General features: G+C 42.0%; 15 protein-coding genes. 2 read left to right on the top strand and 13 right to left on the bottom strand.

The features are described from left to right. Positions 1 to 3: 3 nt before the first annotated feature. The 4 genes from AC1U9Z_RS00905 to rlmD form a co-directional block, all read right to left on the bottom strand. On the bottom strand, positions 4 to 1,242 hold the full coding sequence (locus AC1U9Z_RS00905) for an McrC family protein (protein ID WP_479955268.1): 1,239 nt from the start codon (positions 1,240 to 1,242) through the stop codon (positions 4 to 6). Next, positions 1,239 to 2,519 (bottom strand): McrB family protein, encoded by a 1,281-nt coding sequence (locus AC1U9Z_RS00900; RefSeq protein WP_479955266.1) that lies wholly within the window; start codon positions 2,517 to 2,519, stop codon positions 1,239 to 1,241. The genes AC1U9Z_RS00905 and AC1U9Z_RS00900 overlap by 4 nt, the downstream gene beginning before the upstream one ends. A gap of 19 nt (positions 2,520 to 2,538) precedes the next feature. Continuing rightward, on the bottom strand, positions 2,539 to 3,300 hold the full coding sequence (locus AC1U9Z_RS00895) for an LAGLIDADG family homing endonuclease (protein ID WP_479955264.1): 762 nt from the start codon (positions 3,298 to 3,300) through the stop codon (positions 2,539 to 2,541). 301 nt (positions 3,301 to 3,601) lie between these two features. Further along, positions 3,602 to 4,972 carry a 23S rRNA (uracil(1939)-C(5))-methyltransferase RlmD gene (rlmD, locus tag AC1U9Z_RS00890; protein WP_479955262.1) on the bottom strand — a complete coding sequence of 457 codons (1,371 nt, stop codon included), beginning with the start codon at positions 4,970 to 4,972 and terminating at the stop codon, positions 3,602 to 3,604. Positions 4,973 to 5,062: 90 nt separating this feature from the next. Between rlmD and AC1U9Z_RS00885 the strand changes: the two genes are divergently transcribed. Together AC1U9Z_RS00885 and AC1U9Z_RS00880 are read left to right on the top strand one after the other, a co-directional pair. Then, positions 5,063 to 5,671 carry a hypothetical protein gene (locus tag AC1U9Z_RS00885; protein ID WP_479955260.1) on the top strand — a complete coding sequence of 203 codons (609 nt, stop codon included), beginning with the start codon at positions 5,063 to 5,065 and terminating at the stop codon, positions 5,669 to 5,671. Between the two features lie 275 nt (positions 5,672 to 5,946). Beyond that, a complete protein-coding gene (locus AC1U9Z_RS00880) occupies positions 5,947 to 6,078 on the top strand; it encodes a hypothetical protein (protein WP_479955258.1) in 132 nt (43 codons plus the stop codon). 154 nt (positions 6,079 to 6,232) lie between these two features. Here AC1U9Z_RS00880 and AC1U9Z_RS00875 read toward each other — a convergent pair whose 3' ends face one another. From AC1U9Z_RS00875 to AC1U9Z_RS00835, 9 genes are all read right to left on the bottom strand, one after another. Then, the gene (locus AC1U9Z_RS00875; protein ID WP_479955256.1) at positions 6,233 to 6,355 is read right to left on the bottom strand and encodes a hypothetical protein; all 123 of its coding nucleotides are present in this window, start codon (positions 6,353 to 6,355) and stop codon (positions 6,233 to 6,235) included. A 264-nt stretch (positions 6,356 to 6,619) separates the two neighbouring features. After that, the gene (locus tag AC1U9Z_RS00870; protein ID WP_479955254.1) at positions 6,620 to 8,056 is read right to left on the bottom strand and encodes a hypothetical protein; all 1,437 of its coding nucleotides are present in this window, start codon (positions 8,054 to 8,056) and stop codon (positions 6,620 to 6,622) included. Then, positions 8,043 to 8,579 (bottom strand): RNA polymerase sigma factor, encoded by a 537-nt coding sequence (locus AC1U9Z_RS00865; protein WP_479955252.1) that lies wholly within the window; start codon positions 8,577 to 8,579, stop codon positions 8,043 to 8,045. Before AC1U9Z_RS00865 ends, AC1U9Z_RS00870 begins: the two co-directional genes overlap by 14 nt. A 234-nt stretch (positions 8,580 to 8,813) precedes the next feature. Continuing rightward, positions 8,814 to 10,391, bottom strand: coding sequence for a methyl-accepting chemotaxis protein (locus tag AC1U9Z_RS00860; RefSeq protein WP_479955250.1), 1,578 nt, complete (start codon positions 10,389 to 10,391; stop codon positions 8,814 to 8,816). A gap of 113 nt (positions 10,392 to 10,504) precedes the next feature. Then, positions 10,505 to 11,794 carry a molybdopterin-guanine dinucleotide biosynthesis protein B gene (gene mobB / locus AC1U9Z_RS00855; RefSeq protein WP_479955248.1) on the bottom strand — a complete coding sequence of 430 codons (1,290 nt, stop codon included), beginning with the start codon at positions 11,792 to 11,794 and terminating at the stop codon, positions 10,505 to 10,507. Beyond that, positions 11,775 to 12,212, bottom strand: coding sequence for an MOSC domain-containing protein (locus AC1U9Z_RS00850; protein WP_333530219.1), 438 nt, complete (start codon positions 12,210 to 12,212; stop codon positions 11,775 to 11,777). The genes mobB and AC1U9Z_RS00850 overlap by 20 nt, the downstream gene beginning before the upstream one ends. Beyond that, the gene (gene moaC, locus AC1U9Z_RS00845) at positions 12,200 to 12,694 is read right to left on the bottom strand and encodes a cyclic pyranopterin monophosphate synthase MoaC (protein ID WP_479955246.1); all 495 of its coding nucleotides are present in this window, start codon (positions 12,692 to 12,694) and stop codon (positions 12,200 to 12,202) included. Before moaC ends, AC1U9Z_RS00850 begins: the two co-directional genes overlap by 13 nt. 6 nt (positions 12,695 to 12,700) lie before the next feature. Then, positions 12,701 to 13,678 (bottom strand): GTP 3',8-cyclase MoaA, encoded by a 978-nt coding sequence (gene moaA, locus AC1U9Z_RS00840; protein ID WP_479955244.1) that lies wholly within the window; start codon positions 13,676 to 13,678, stop codon positions 12,701 to 12,703. Positions 13,679 to 13,771: 93 nt separating this feature from the next. Continuing rightward, positions 13,772 to 14,503: an ABC transporter ATP-binding protein gene (locus AC1U9Z_RS00835; RefSeq protein ID WP_479955242.1), complete on the bottom strand. Its 732-nt coding sequence runs from the start codon at positions 14,501 to 14,503 to the stop codon at positions 13,772 to 13,774. Between the last annotated feature and the right edge of the window lies 1 nt (position 14,504).

Below are 14,504 nucleotides of genomic sequence, written 5' to 3'. Positions count from 1 at the left end.
CCCCTAAGTTTCTACCAACCTTTTTAAATGCTCTCTAAATAATTTCTCATTCCTGACCAACTCCATTTTAACCGCTCTAATTTTAAGCATCTTATCTTTACCGATTTGATTAAGAAATTTATAATTGCCTATTATGGAATTAATACTTGGTACAAAAGGATAAACTAGAATTACCTCGTTAACTAGTGGAATTGCCGTTACGTAAGCATTCATCTGGTATACGTCGCTTTCCTTTGCAAATTTGTCTATGATCTTCCACTTAGTATCAACAACCATTCTATTATCAATATCTAGATTTAGCAATATATCTGGTCTTAGTTTTATTCGTTTTTTATTTGATGAGATATTTTCTAATAAATAGCTCTGATTATGCTGATATCTAACCTTACCCGGGTATATTTTTTTAAATGTGTTAAAAATAAATTGTTCGAATAATTTATTCATATCAAAAAGCATGGCCTTAACATTACATACCCCAGCAGTCAATTGAATTGAATATCCTTCTAAGAATAATTGACAATACTCAATAATGGGTTTAACCCGGAAATTTAGTCTATCAAAAACAATTTGATTAATATATAATGGCGCATCGTAATCCAATTGAACTTCAGCAAAATTCCTCAAGAAACTTTTTGCCTTACCAACGCTGTGCACATTCATACTAATTTCAGTAATCTTTAATAAAGTATATTTTATTATTCGATTTATCTTATTATCGGTTACTAATTTTGAAAAAGAACAATAAAATCTAGTCGCGCTAATTGAATTTCTGTTTATATGTTCTGTAAAAGCAAGTGCTCCCTTTACGGCATGTAGGTTTTCTTCTTTTTTTGAATAAGAGGAAAGCAACCCTTCCTTTATATATTCCTCGAGATTTAATAGAAAATTCGAAATAAATAATTCAACTAAGCCATACTTATCCAATTTAACATTTGAATTAATATTGTTTTTCACTGGTATGTCTTGTGCTTTTTGAAACATAAAGAGAAGAGTCTTACGAATCTCTTTCTCACTATAATTATTTGAAATTTTAGGTAGAATTTCTATATCTAAATTATCAGTACTGATAATCCCAACCCATTGTTGTGGTTTCAAATAATTATAGCCCCATTTAAATATACCATTATACTTACTCTCAATACTTCTTAACGTCTCAGCATCTTTTCTCGTTATTTTTTTGTTTACATCACTTCTGCTCGAGGCAATTAGAATTTTTTCGTTTTCATGTACCGTAATTTTCATAATTTAACCCCAGAATAAATTTTAATCAATGAATCTTTATTAATTTTGGGATTAATTGTATACTTCTTCTTGCTTTCGAAAGAATATTCCCCTGTATACTCAAGAAGGTTTTCTACTTCTAATTCTTCGTGAGTATAAATAGCATTAGTTTTTAAAGCACCGATGTCATCCAAATCCGAAAATACAATCTGGATCTTCTCGTGTTCATTGAAAAAGTATTCTTCCAGTAAAGGAATTACTTTTAATTTAATTACATTTATTATATCCTCAACTGTTTTAATCCTTATGAAGTATGCATGTCCGATGACATAGTTTGCATCTATCATAAGCTCTATTCTATAGTTAATGACCCTTAACATTTTGATAAGATCTACTCCATCAATATCCTTGGCATTAATCCCCTCTAACTTAAGTGCTTCCTCTAATTTACTGTAGTCACATGTAATATTTATAAATTCAAATCTTCTTCTCAAAGCTATATCTAGCATGGCTATGGATTTGTCCGCAGAATTCATACTCCCAATTATGTCTAAATTACTTGGTACTCCAAATTTAGTTTTTGAATATGGTAAAACTGTGGCTAATTCGCAGCATTGTCCTAGTCTCTTGTCTTGCTCTATGAGTGTAATCAATTCACCGAATATCTCAGAAATATTTCCACGGTTAATTTCATCAATAAATAGTGCATATCTTTTATGAGGATTATCCATCGCCTTTTTACAAATTCTTTTGAAGACACCATCCTGAACTTCATAACCTAGAGTAGCGGTACTCTTATCAAAGTAAGGTCTTATTCCTTCAATAAAATCTTCATACACAAATGATTGATGAAAAGTGACAAAATCATATCGCTTTTCAATACTATCTGGAGTAAGGTGATTGGTGATGAAATCCTTATCATATTCTAAGAGTTTAACTCTATCGACATACCAAACTCCTTTACCTTTATTTTCAATAAATATTCGAGGAGCAGCACGTCGCGTACCTAAAATTGAATCATGAACAGAGTGTAGCTCTAATATGTCTGTTGGGACATTAGTATAACTAGACCCAAATTTTAATGATCTGATTTTATCCAGAATTTCCTTTGGGGTCATAGGATTATTATTTTGCAATATAATAAGAACCAGTAATATCCAGTCTTTTGAAGTTTTAAAGTACGCATCTTCTATACCTTTATTCTCTACCTTATAGTCAGTATAATCAGAGATCAATTTCTGCATCTGATATGTTTTACCAGTTCCCGGGGGTCCATAATAAATAACATTACTACCCATATTTTCTTACCCCTTTATTCTATTTCCTCTGTATTGACTTCAAGCCTTCCAAAACCTCTCCGTCATCACGTACCACGTAATCATTTGTCAGATTAAAACATTGCTTTACTACATCAAATTTTTTTCGAGAAATTAACCCCACCTTTTCCATAAACAGGGCAGCATCAGGCACCCTTAATTGGTTTTCTCTTCTTCTACCACCTTCAAGTCTTTCTCTTGATTCATTATAATTGACTGCGAAACCAAAATCTTCTAATATCTCCATAAGCTCAGAAGCTACCACTATATTATCACAATCCAAAGAAATATATCTGATAGTGCGATTTTTCTTGTTCACATCAATCGCACCTCTGCCATCAAACAACCCTACAATAAAACTACGCTTTACATCGTAAGTAGAACCTAATACTATTAGTTTCATTTGCTTCGCAATTTCTTCAATAGTTGTAGCCTTTTTTTCTTCAAAAAACGTCGCAAATCCTCGCATCCCTTTTTTAAATTTTTTAACTTCAATTCCATTTCTCTCGAGAGTGTTAGCCATCAATGTTTCATGGGATATCTTAGCAGACATCTTCTTAACATAGTAAAAATGTTGCTCTAATTCCTCGTTTGTTATATAACTTTTGTTATGGCGAACCGGTGCCAACCAGTATTCTTTATCTCCAAAACTTACATGTTCATTTGCCGCAAGTATACCGCCTAGAAAGTAAGCGTTCTCGTTAATTAAGTACTCTGTACCCATATCCAAACCAATATTTAACTTCTGATAAGAAATGGACATTGTTATTTCCCTCCCATAAATTTTACTAAATATATTTTAGTTTATTTTTAATCTGGAAACAATTCACTATTTTTACCGAAGAGTATGGTACAGATCATTGACGATTGAACATTGAAATTTTTATGATCTTAAATTTAATACTAATTTTAATTTACAGATAAGCAAAATCATGGTTCTTTGCACCTAATTGTATATTTCTGAGTAAAGGTGCAACCCCTCTAACAAAAAGTTCCCTCAAACATCAGTCAGAGGGAATATAAGATACACTCTATATTATGACTAAAAAATGCACTTCTACCAGCTACCTTCTTTCTATCCTTACCACGCACTCCACATGCCCCGTCCAGGGAAACATGTCCACTGGTTGTACCTGCAGAGTTTGATATCCTAGCTTATCCAGCACGCCTAAATCCCGGGCTAGGGTGGCTGGGTCGCAGGAAACGTAGACGACTTTGGGTACCTTTGCCTGGGAAATAGCGGTTAATATTTCCTTTTCACAACCCTTTCTAGGTGGGTCTAATACCACCACATCTGGTTTTAGTTCCTTCGCCATAGAGGGCAATAATTTTTCCACGGCACCTTGAAGGAATTTTACATTGGTCAGCCCGTTTAATCGGGCATTCTTTTTAGCATCCGCTACCGCTGCGGGCACAATTTCCATGCCAACCACCTCTCCGGCATAGCGGGCCAAATAAAGGGCAATGGTGCCGATGCCACAGTAAGCATCAATGACTCGTTCCTTTCCGGTTAGTTGAGCATACTCCATTGCTTTACGGTATAACACTTCGGTCTGCAGAGGGTTAATTTGGTAAAAGGAACTGGCAGAGATGTTGAATTTCAAGCCGCCTAATTCATCTTCTATGTATTCTTTGCCAGACAAAACTTGGTTTTCCCGCCCTAACACAACGCGACCGGGGTTGTTGTTGATGTTGCGAATTACGGAGGTGATTTTTGGGTGTCGGGCAATTAAGGCCTGGGAAAATGATTTCGCCGTGGGCCATTTTTCTGGGGAGGTGATAAGCACAACCATACACTGCCCGGTGTGAAATCCCCGGCGAATCATAACATGGCGCAGCAGACCTTGTTTTTTCCCCCAGTGATAGGGTGTTAATTTATATTCGTTAATTAATTCTTCCAATGTTGCAATAACCTGATTGATCTCTTGCTGGACTAACAGACAGGCTTGCCCTGCTAATCCTGCAACCAATTCGTAGCTACCTTCCGCATAGTAGCCCAGTTTTATCCTGCCTTTTTCCTCTTTTATTTGTAAGTGTATTTTATTGCGGTAGTGCCAGGGGTCTTTCATGCCCCGTGTTGGCAAAACCGTAACATCTGGTAAGCCACCAATCTTTTGCAGGGCACTCTGCACAACGGTTCTTTTGTGTGCCAGTTGTGCTTGATAATCTAAATGCTGCAGTTGGCAACCGCCGCAATGCTGGTAGTATTTACAAGTGGGCTCTAGGCGGGCGGTTGAGTTTATTAAAATTTCAACTAGTTCTCCTCTGGCAAAAGATTTTTTGACTTGCTTTATGCGTACGCGAACCCTTTCACCGCTTAGGGCACCGGGCACAAATACGGCTATATTTTGATATCTGCCTACTCCTTCACCGGAATGACCGAGCCCATTGATTTCTATATCAACTTTATCTCCGGCGGATAAGATACTTTGCAAAATTCTACACCTCTTATTTATTATGTAACCGTTTTCTACCAATTAACATATATATGAGTAAAGGAATAATTTCCCTTTGGGGTGACTACTATGGCTCAGTATAAAGTGCTAAGAAAAAATCGTCAACTACAGCTACCAGATCCTTGCCATTGCTACCAGAATGACCATGTTGATCTGGTAGTTGAAGGAGCTGGCATTCGTTTATGTCGTCTCTCCAGTCTTAGTGTTCCCGCGGAGGTATCCGCTTATATTCCTCGGGTTGAAATTCGACACCGGACCTATGATAATGGCCAGCTGGTCAGTGAAGACGAACGTATTTATAACAGCATCACCGTCGTGCACGCTCCAAGACACCCATTGGAAAACCCCAAGGGCCCCATCCCTCATAAAGGAACTTTCCCCGTGTGGCCAGGTGGCTTCAACAACTCTTCCTCCCAACTGGAACCGCCAGGAGATCCTACGTTGGAGCCACTGACCTCTGGAGGTCAACCCTCTCCGCCAAAGGTCCCGGTTGAACCGGGGCCAAATCAACCGGGGGCATCTCAGCCACCTGTTATTCCATCCCAACCGGAGCCCCATCCCCCGCCGGTATCTCCCCGCAGGGAAAAGAACCCTCCCCTCCCCTCCCTGCCTAAGGTGTTACCCGCGAGGGACGGTGGCCCATTTATTACCATTAATAAGCAGCCCTTCCATGAATAAATCTTTGATAAACCCCCGCCGGGGTTTATTTTTTATACCATCGTAAAGTATAAGACTCTCATGGCGCTGGCCGGCACCATCCAAACAATGATAATAGATAGCGATTATCAGAGTAGAAAAGCTAGGAATGGCCCTTGGCCAACATCCATATGCTGTAAATAGATTATTTAAAATTGTCAGCCTATTTTTAATAATGGCTCTTTAACTGTCGGCCTTGCGACAATTGCCCAGCTATGTTAACCTTTACCTATCGGTAAGTAATCGGAGGTGGTGTTATGTCCGGGAAAGTGAAAAAAAGTGCTAACGGCCTTTTTCGGTTATATGACCTGATCTTTTTACAAAAGATTCGCGATATTAAACCCAGCAAAGAAGAACCTAAAAAAACACTGATTAATATTAAGAAGTAATTCCGTGATAAATTTTCCAAGGTATCCTCGATCATTTCTACTAAATGATCCAATTCTCTGTACCCAGGCAATAGCCCTGGGTTTTTTGTTTTTCTTCTTCCACGGCTCGCTGCGCTCATGCTCCACAATCCTTTCAATGGAACCCCGCACAATTTCAGGGGTTAGCTCCTGAATAGGTGTACCTGTCCACAACAGCCAGAAAGCGGTCGGCGTTCAGCATCTTATCCTGTTCCGTGGTGATTTCCTGCTCCAGTTTGCTGGAACGCTCGAATATCAAATTACATGCATTTCCCCCTTTCCCTCCAGAATATAGCTATAATCAACTGCATAAAATGCCGTCTTGAGTCAACTTACAAAACAAAGTATGCATCGATTTGAAAAACAAAAATGCCCTTTAAAAAGGCTGTTTGAGCCAAATCAAAGAACACTTTTGCTTCGTATTTTCTCGAAAATCATTTTAGAGCATACGGCCATGATACACAAGCTGCACAAACAGGATACTATTTGATATCATGGCGGCTATATGCTAGGGATCATCTGCCTATTTAACAGGAATACGCGTACCGTTTATCATGACAGCAGTAACGGTTGTAACATCAACCGGGCTTTCCGTATCCCAATGTAAATTAAAGGTCTGTTCTTGATCGTTAAGTCTTCCGCCGCCGCCTTCTAGCGGAATAATGCCATCCATCGTCTCAATCTCTAAAGTCATTTCACTTGCCAGACATTCTTTTCCCTCGTAGCTGCCCCGGGCCTCAAGACCAAGCGGGCTGAGTGTCAAATACTCGAAAAGATGGCCTTCAACGGGGACGTCGTTTGTCCATATACGCGACTGCCGACTGGTGTCGCTTAGATTGGCTGACACCTTCCAGCTTCCTTCCACACCTGGATAAACCAAGCAGTTGTAGTAGAGGGTGCAGTCGTCCAGTTCATCGGTGGTGATAGAAAAAATGGCTTCATGGTACTTGTATGCCGCGTCGGAGTAGCTGGCTGTTCCTGAATTAAGCAAGCGGCAGTCTTCGTCACCGAAGAGGGTCAATTCATAGTCTGGTGTGATAAATTGGCCGTCCGGCGTTCTCAGAACGAGCGTGGCATCGGTGCTGCCAAACTCTTTGCCAAAAATCTTGCCGATCTGCACGTGTAGTTTGCCGTCCACGATACCGATATTGGAAATCCATTGATCATCTTCCCCGTGTGCCAGAGCGGCGTAATGGCCCGGCGTCAGCGCAGCCGTGATCCTGCTGAGGTCGTCCGGCACATCCCTGCTGCCCCAGATCTGGTTTTCCACAATGGGTGTAACCTGCGCCCCGTCAAGGCCACCCAAAGATACGGAAACCGGTTCTTCATACTCCCTTTTGCTGAAATAAATAAGGGAGGTGCCCAACTCCAGCGGATCTGCAAGTGGCGAATCAGCATCAGCTGTAATATTGAATTCATAATAGAGGGTGTTGGTTTCCTCATCAAAAAACAGCAGATCTTGTTTCCACGAGAAACTGGCGGTAACCGCGCCCGCTTGTCCTGTGCCTCTATCCGGCGGGTCCGTGGCCACACGGAAGCCGTCCCGGAAAGCGGTCTGCTCGGTCAGGCGGTTTTGGCCGCTGATATCCTGAAGAGACAGGTACACGACAGCCTTGTTCCCATATTTCTTCGCACCGATGACCTCCATACGGATGCCCTGATCCTCAGAAGAAATTTCTACTAGTTCAACAACTTCACTGAAAGAGGGATTGAATTTCTGGATAAACCAATCAAAGCCCCCCAGCGCCGCCGCAGCCGCAGCCGCAGTGACAACCAACATTGCCGACAACGCGATAACTGCCACCATAGAGTTTGCCCATCGCACCCGGCGAGGATCGGCACCACAGAATGTTTCTTCATGCAACCGACTCTGAACCTTGCTCTTAATTTTGCTTGCATCAACGGTAATTTGGGAAAGCGCATCATGTATCGTTTTTTCGTTCTTATCAAATGCACTCATGCATTGACCCCTTTCTTTTATGCTCTGCGGCCAGGTAATCCGCCATCTTCTTTTTGGCTCGCTCATATTGCTTGCGCAAGGCCGCAGGAGAACATCCTGTGCGCAGGGAGAGTTCCTCATAGCTCTCCTCTTCCATAATCCGAGCATATAGCAAAGCCCGATCTTTAGGTTTGAGCCTCCGCAAGGCGCGGAGCACCTCATCGCTCAGCCCCATATCTTCAGCAGGGGCAACCACTTTATCGCGAATTTCCCTAAAACAAAATAGCTTTCGTTTTTTGAGTTGATTCAAGCTCCGATTGTATGTAATTTTGTAGAGCCATGCGGAAAGATTACCACCGTCAAATGCGGTACGTTTTTGATACGCTGAAAGGAAAACCTCCTGCACCACATTTTCCGCTTCATGGTAGTCACATAGGATAGCAGTAGCGTATCGTAGCAGTTTTTCACCGTACAGATTGATTACCTCTGCCAATTCATCTTCTCCGCCGGTGACAAAACGCCGCCCTAAATCTATTTCAATCATGTGTTCCTTCTCCCTTATTTATCAGCTAGCTGTACCCTTATAACAATTCAAAGCACTACTTTGTGACATTAATTAAAGGAATCAATATTTAAATTCAAAGTTTGCCATAAAGAAAATCCTCCAATAAAGATTATTTACAATTTATCGATAATCGTTTGGCTATGTGCTAAACAACTATGATTTTCGTAAACATCCTTATTGGAGGACTGCTTAAGCGACACTCCCCTTTTACTGCTAAATTTTAAATTGACCCACCAACACCTTTAGATCATCCGATACTTTGTCTAAGGACTCAGCCGTGCTGGTGACTTCCTCCATCGCAGCTGTTTGTTCCTCCGTGGAGGCAGCAACATTTTGAACTCCTGCCGACATTTGCTGGGTAGCTGAGGCTATTTGCTGAATTTGAGAGGTTAAGCCTTGCACAGAAGTAATAATTTTTTGGAAAGTATGGCTTACATCCTGAATCACCGCACCACCTGCCGCCACTTCCCGGTTATCCTGCTCAATCTTTTGCACTGCCAGTTGAGTTTCTTTTTGCATATCCTGGATAAGTCGTGCGATCTCCTTGGAAGCTGTGGCAGACTGCTCCGCCAACTTTCTTACCTCTTCTGCCACCACCGCAAAACCTCTTCCCTGCTCTCCGGCCCTGGCAGCCTCGATGGCCGCATTTAAGGCCAAAAGATTCGTCTGATCAGCAATGCCAGTTATCATATTGACAATTTTACCAATTTCCAAAGAATTTTGATTTAACCGCTGAATAACCTGGGCCACCTCGTTCGTCGAATGGGTAATGGTTTGAATTTGTGAATTTACCTTAATTAGCCCGTCATTTCCTGCATGGGCATGTTTAGCGGCGGTATCAGAAACCGTTGCAACCTCCTGTACATTGCTGCTCACCTGTTCCACCGTTGCTGCAATTTCATTCATGGTGGTGGCGGTTTCTGTTGCACCAGTGGCTGTTTGCCGGGCCTGTTCATTTAGCCCCCCTGCCACATCCGCTAAATGATTAGCTGTTTCGATTAGTTGATCTAACGTGTTTTTAAAGTTATTCTTCATGATATTAAAAACCTGGGCAAGATGTCCTATTTCATCTCCACTGCGAATGTTTAGATCCGCTATGGTTATATCCCCCTGGGCTAATTTATTCGCACTTTCTTCAATCTCCTTCAGTGGTAAATTAATACTACGACCAACGAAATGGGCCGCAGCAATACCTAGACCAACTGCCAGTAGAATGGCTATGCTCAACATAAAAACAGATTGTTCTTGGAGCTTGTCCCCTTCGGCACTGGATATTTTACTTTGTTCCTGATTATATTTAACAATTTCATTGGAGGCAGCCACAGCAGCATCATATAGGGTCAAAGATTCACCTTTTATAACCTTATGTGCTTCATCTTTCTGACCAGTACGGCTTAATTCCAATAGTCTTTCATTCGTAGCTATGTAGTTATTCCACTCAGATTTTAATACCGTGTAGTAATTACGGTCCTGAACACTGTCAATGGATTTTTCATAACTAGCTAAGTTTTTATTTATTTTCACCTTATTTTGCTCTATGGATTCTTCCATTTCTTTCATTTCCTTACTATCATTAGCAACAATATGCCTGTATTCCCGCGTACGAGTATCGGAAATCAAGGTGTTAATTTCCTCAGCATACTGAATTCCAGCTAACCAAACATTGGAAATCTCCATTAACTTATCATTGATTTTACCCACTGTAAAACTTGCATACAAGCCGAGACAGATAATAAGACCGATTAATACACCATTGGCAAGAAAAAGCCTCTTCTTTACTGTTATCCTCATTACTTTACGTCCCCCTAACAAACGTCAAATTGCCTTCATATTACATTATTCGTCAAATTTCGATTTCTCTTTAGGCCAAAAGAAGAACCTGGTCTAATACCAGGTTTTTAAAATCATTCTTTATTTAAATGACCACAATCAGGACATCGTAAATCCCTTTTAACCTCTACATCCATAAAGGACATCGATAGCGCATCCATCGTAAGGATTCTCCCCACTAATAGATCTCCCTTGCCCAGCAGGTACTTCACTGCCTCGGTGGCTTGAATGGTCCCAATGATACCCGCTACAGATCCGAGAATCCCTACTTCTGTGGTGCCCTTAACTGTGTGGTTGATAGGCTTATCCCGGAAAATACAGCGGAAACAAGGTCCTTTGCCTGGCAATATCGTCATGGCCTGTCCTACCATGGACAGAACCCCACCATATATAAAGGGTTTTTCCTTAGCAATGCAGGCGTTGTTAAGAACATAGCGGGTTTCCAAATTATCTGTGGCATCCACCACGATATCATAGTCATCCAGCAGTTCCAAAATATTTTGCTCATTCATGCGGCAGGGATAGGTGATGATCTCTGTCTCTGGATTGATCCGAGCTAATTTCTCCCTGGCAGATTCCACCTTTAAACGTCCTATATCTGGGGTTGAGTGGACAATTTGCCTTTGCAAATTAGAATAATCCACCACGTCAGCATCAGCCAAACCAAGTCTGCCAATGCCAGCAGCCGTTAAATAGTAGCTCACCGGAGAGCCTAAACCACCGGTACCTACCACCAGTATCGAAGAGTTTAGTAGTTTAAGCTGTCCCTCTTCTCCCACCCCAGGCAGCATTATATTGCGATTGTAGCGTTCCCTCTGTTGGTCGGATAGCGTGGTTGGTGCCACCTTATTTTTTGGTTGTAATAAAGTGTTTTCTATCAGATTAGCCACACCCTCAATATCATCTAAATCAAAGAGAGGTATATCGATCGGTAAGGGTAAATCACTGACCACAGCTAACAATTCCCCAGTGGGTAATACCGTTTCGTTAGCAACTGCTGCCCGCACCAATTCTATCTTTGGTTGGGAACCCTGTTTAAAACCTTCCACGATAACTAGATCCAGGCCGGAAAAATACTGCCGTATTTCTTCCAGTGGCATTTCCTGGTCTATTTTCTTTGTGAGGCCAAATCCACTGGGTGTAGCCAAAGCAACAATTTCAGCCCCGGCCTGTCTATGCCGCCAGGTGTCTTTTCCCTCTATATCTAGCTCAAAGGTGCCCCGATGATGCTTTACAGTACCTATACGGTAGCCTCGTGAATTTAATTGTTGAAGAAGTTTTACCAGAAAAGTAGTTTTTCCAGAGTTTGAACGACCCACCAGGGAAATAACCGGCGGCAACTCTTTATTGTGGCTGAATTTCAATGTTATCCCCTACCTTCACTGTACCTCCTTGGAGTACTCGAATGAAGATACCCTCCTTGGGCATAACACAATCCCCCGCCTGATAATAGATGGCACAACGGGTATGACATTCCTTGCCAATTTGCGTCACCTCACCCAGAGCAGCTTCACCAATTTTTAATTTAGCTCCAATGGGCAAGGAAACTAAATCGATTCCCTCCGTGGTTAAATTTTCAGCAAAATCCCCAGGGCCTACCTTTAAACCCATCTGACGCATCTTTTCTATGCTTTCCTGGGCCAATAAACTAACCTGACGGTGCCATTCCCCAACATGGGCATCCCCTTCGATGCCATGTTCAACCAACAACATCGCTTCCCCAACGTTTTTCTTTCTCATGCCTTTCTTAGGACTGGTGCAAACAGCTACTATTTTTCCCATTGTTGCTCTCCTTCCCGGATGAAGTCGCCGCTTTTGCCACCACTTTTGCTGACCAGGCGGATGTTTTGAATCATCATTCCTTTATCCACCGCCTTGCACATGTCATAGATGGTCAGTGCCGCTAGGCTAACCGCTGTGAGTGCTTCCATTTCCACACCTGTTTTGCCGCCAGTCTTCACAATACCCCTAATTTCCACCCGTTCCGGTGGTACAATTTTAAAATCGATATTAACTCCGGTAATCATGATCGGGTGAGCCATGGGAATTAAGTTTGGTGTGCCTTTGGCAGCCATAATTGCCGCTACTCTGGCTACGCCAAGAACATCCCCCTTGGCCATACCGCCCTCTTGAATTAGTTTAAGAGTGGCCGGTGCCATGACCACTTCCCCTCTTACTTCGGCCACCCGATGGGTTTCGGCTTTTTCTGTTATATCAACCATCCGGGCATTACCACTGGCATCAAAATGAGTTAATTCTGACACTATGCCTTATCCCCCAATCTGGCTCATCACTCGACGGTCTGTCCAACCCTCTTCCATATGGTGTTGACTTGGTTTATATCGAATTGCCTTGGCAATAAGTGTAGCCAATTCCTGCCTATCGGCACCTTCCCTCAGGGGAGTTTTTAAATCAAATTCTTGCTGGCCGTAAAGACATGGACGAAGCTGGCCATTGGCTGTAAGTCTCAGTCGGTTACAGGCAGCACAAAAATGTTGACTAATGGCAGTAATAAAACCAATGGTCCCCTTGGCACCAGGTAGGCTAAAATATTTAGCCGGACCACCGCCAGTTACTTTAACCTCTGTATTCAAAGGGCCAAATCCCTGCTGAAGTTTCATCAATATTTCTTCCGCAGCAATAAAATTTTCAACCGCCCAGGGATTGCATTCCCCAATGGGCATTAATTCAATGAAACGCACGTGCAGCGGCAATTCCCTGGTAAGCCGGGCAAAATCAGCAAACTCATGATCATTGACACCTCGTACCGCCACTACATTTAATTTTACCGGATAGAGTTCCAGCTCCAAGGCTTTCTGAATACCGCGCCATACATCATCAAATTTGCCTAGACGGGTGATATCCCGAAAAACATTCGGATTTAGGCTATCTAAACTAAAGTTTACACGATTTAAACCCGCCCTTTTTAAATCCTCTGCCATGTCTGCAAAGAGTACGCCATTGGTGGTTATCGAAATATCATCAATGTGCGGATTGGCCGAAATACTTTCAAATAAGTCCACAATATTTTTTCTTACCAAGGGTTCCCCACCCGTAATACGAATTTTGCTTATGCCAAGATCAGAGGCAGCATCCACCACTCGAGTAATTTCTTCTAAGCTTAGTATTTCCCCGTGAGGGGTGTTTTTCACACCTTCTGGAGGCATACAATAAACGCAGCGCAAATTACAGCGATCGGTGACAGATATGCGTAGATAGTTTATGTTTCTTTGGTAATTATCAATCATTTGGTCAGCCCCCTATTCGTCTGGCTTGTACCTCTATTTCATATTGCAGCTAATTCAAATTGCTTCCAGCTTATTTGTAAGGAACCTTTTGATTCACTTCGTACCAAGGGGTAGCCATTGCAACAATCGAACCACCGATTGATCTTTTGGATTCTTATAGATTTCTTCCGGGGTCCCTGACTGAATAATTTTTCCTTGATCGATAACGGTTAACCGATGGGCCAGGTAAGGAATCTCTGCATAGTCATGGGTAACAAATAATGTGGCAATTTTTGTACCATGCAACAGTTTCACCATATCTAATAGTAGTTGCCCCCTGGTAGGACTATCCAAGCCTGTAAAGGGTTCATCTAAAAAAAGAACCTCTGGGTCCAAGGCCAAGGCCCGGGCAATACTAACCCGCTGGGCTTCACCACCGGAAAGAAATCGGACACCGCCGTTGGCTAGATGGGAAATTCCTAATTTCTCCAACCATTTATCTGTCCGCTGCTTGATCTCTTCTTTCGGAAACTTTCGTAAACGCAAACCCGTTTCAACATTCTCTCGAACACTCATATCTAACAAAAGGGGTTGTTGAAAAACAAAAGCCATCCGATGGCGTAATTTTAACAAATTTTTTTTCGTTACCGTTTCGCCTTTAAAATAAATCTGTCCCGCGGTGGGTTCCTGAAGCAAGGCCAGAATATGCATAAAAGAGGTTTTACCGGCCCCGTTTACTCCTATGAGGGAGTTAACCTTCCCTTCCTCCAGGGCAAAATAATCGATATCTAAAATGGTCTTACTTCCCTTGATGTATTGAATGCCCTTTCCTTCCAGAACATGCATG

This window comes from Desulfotomaculum sp. (genome assembly GCF_982386235.1).
The sequence above is the reverse complement of the archived record's forward strand: the minus strand, read 5'-3'. Positions and strand labels throughout refer to the sequence as shown.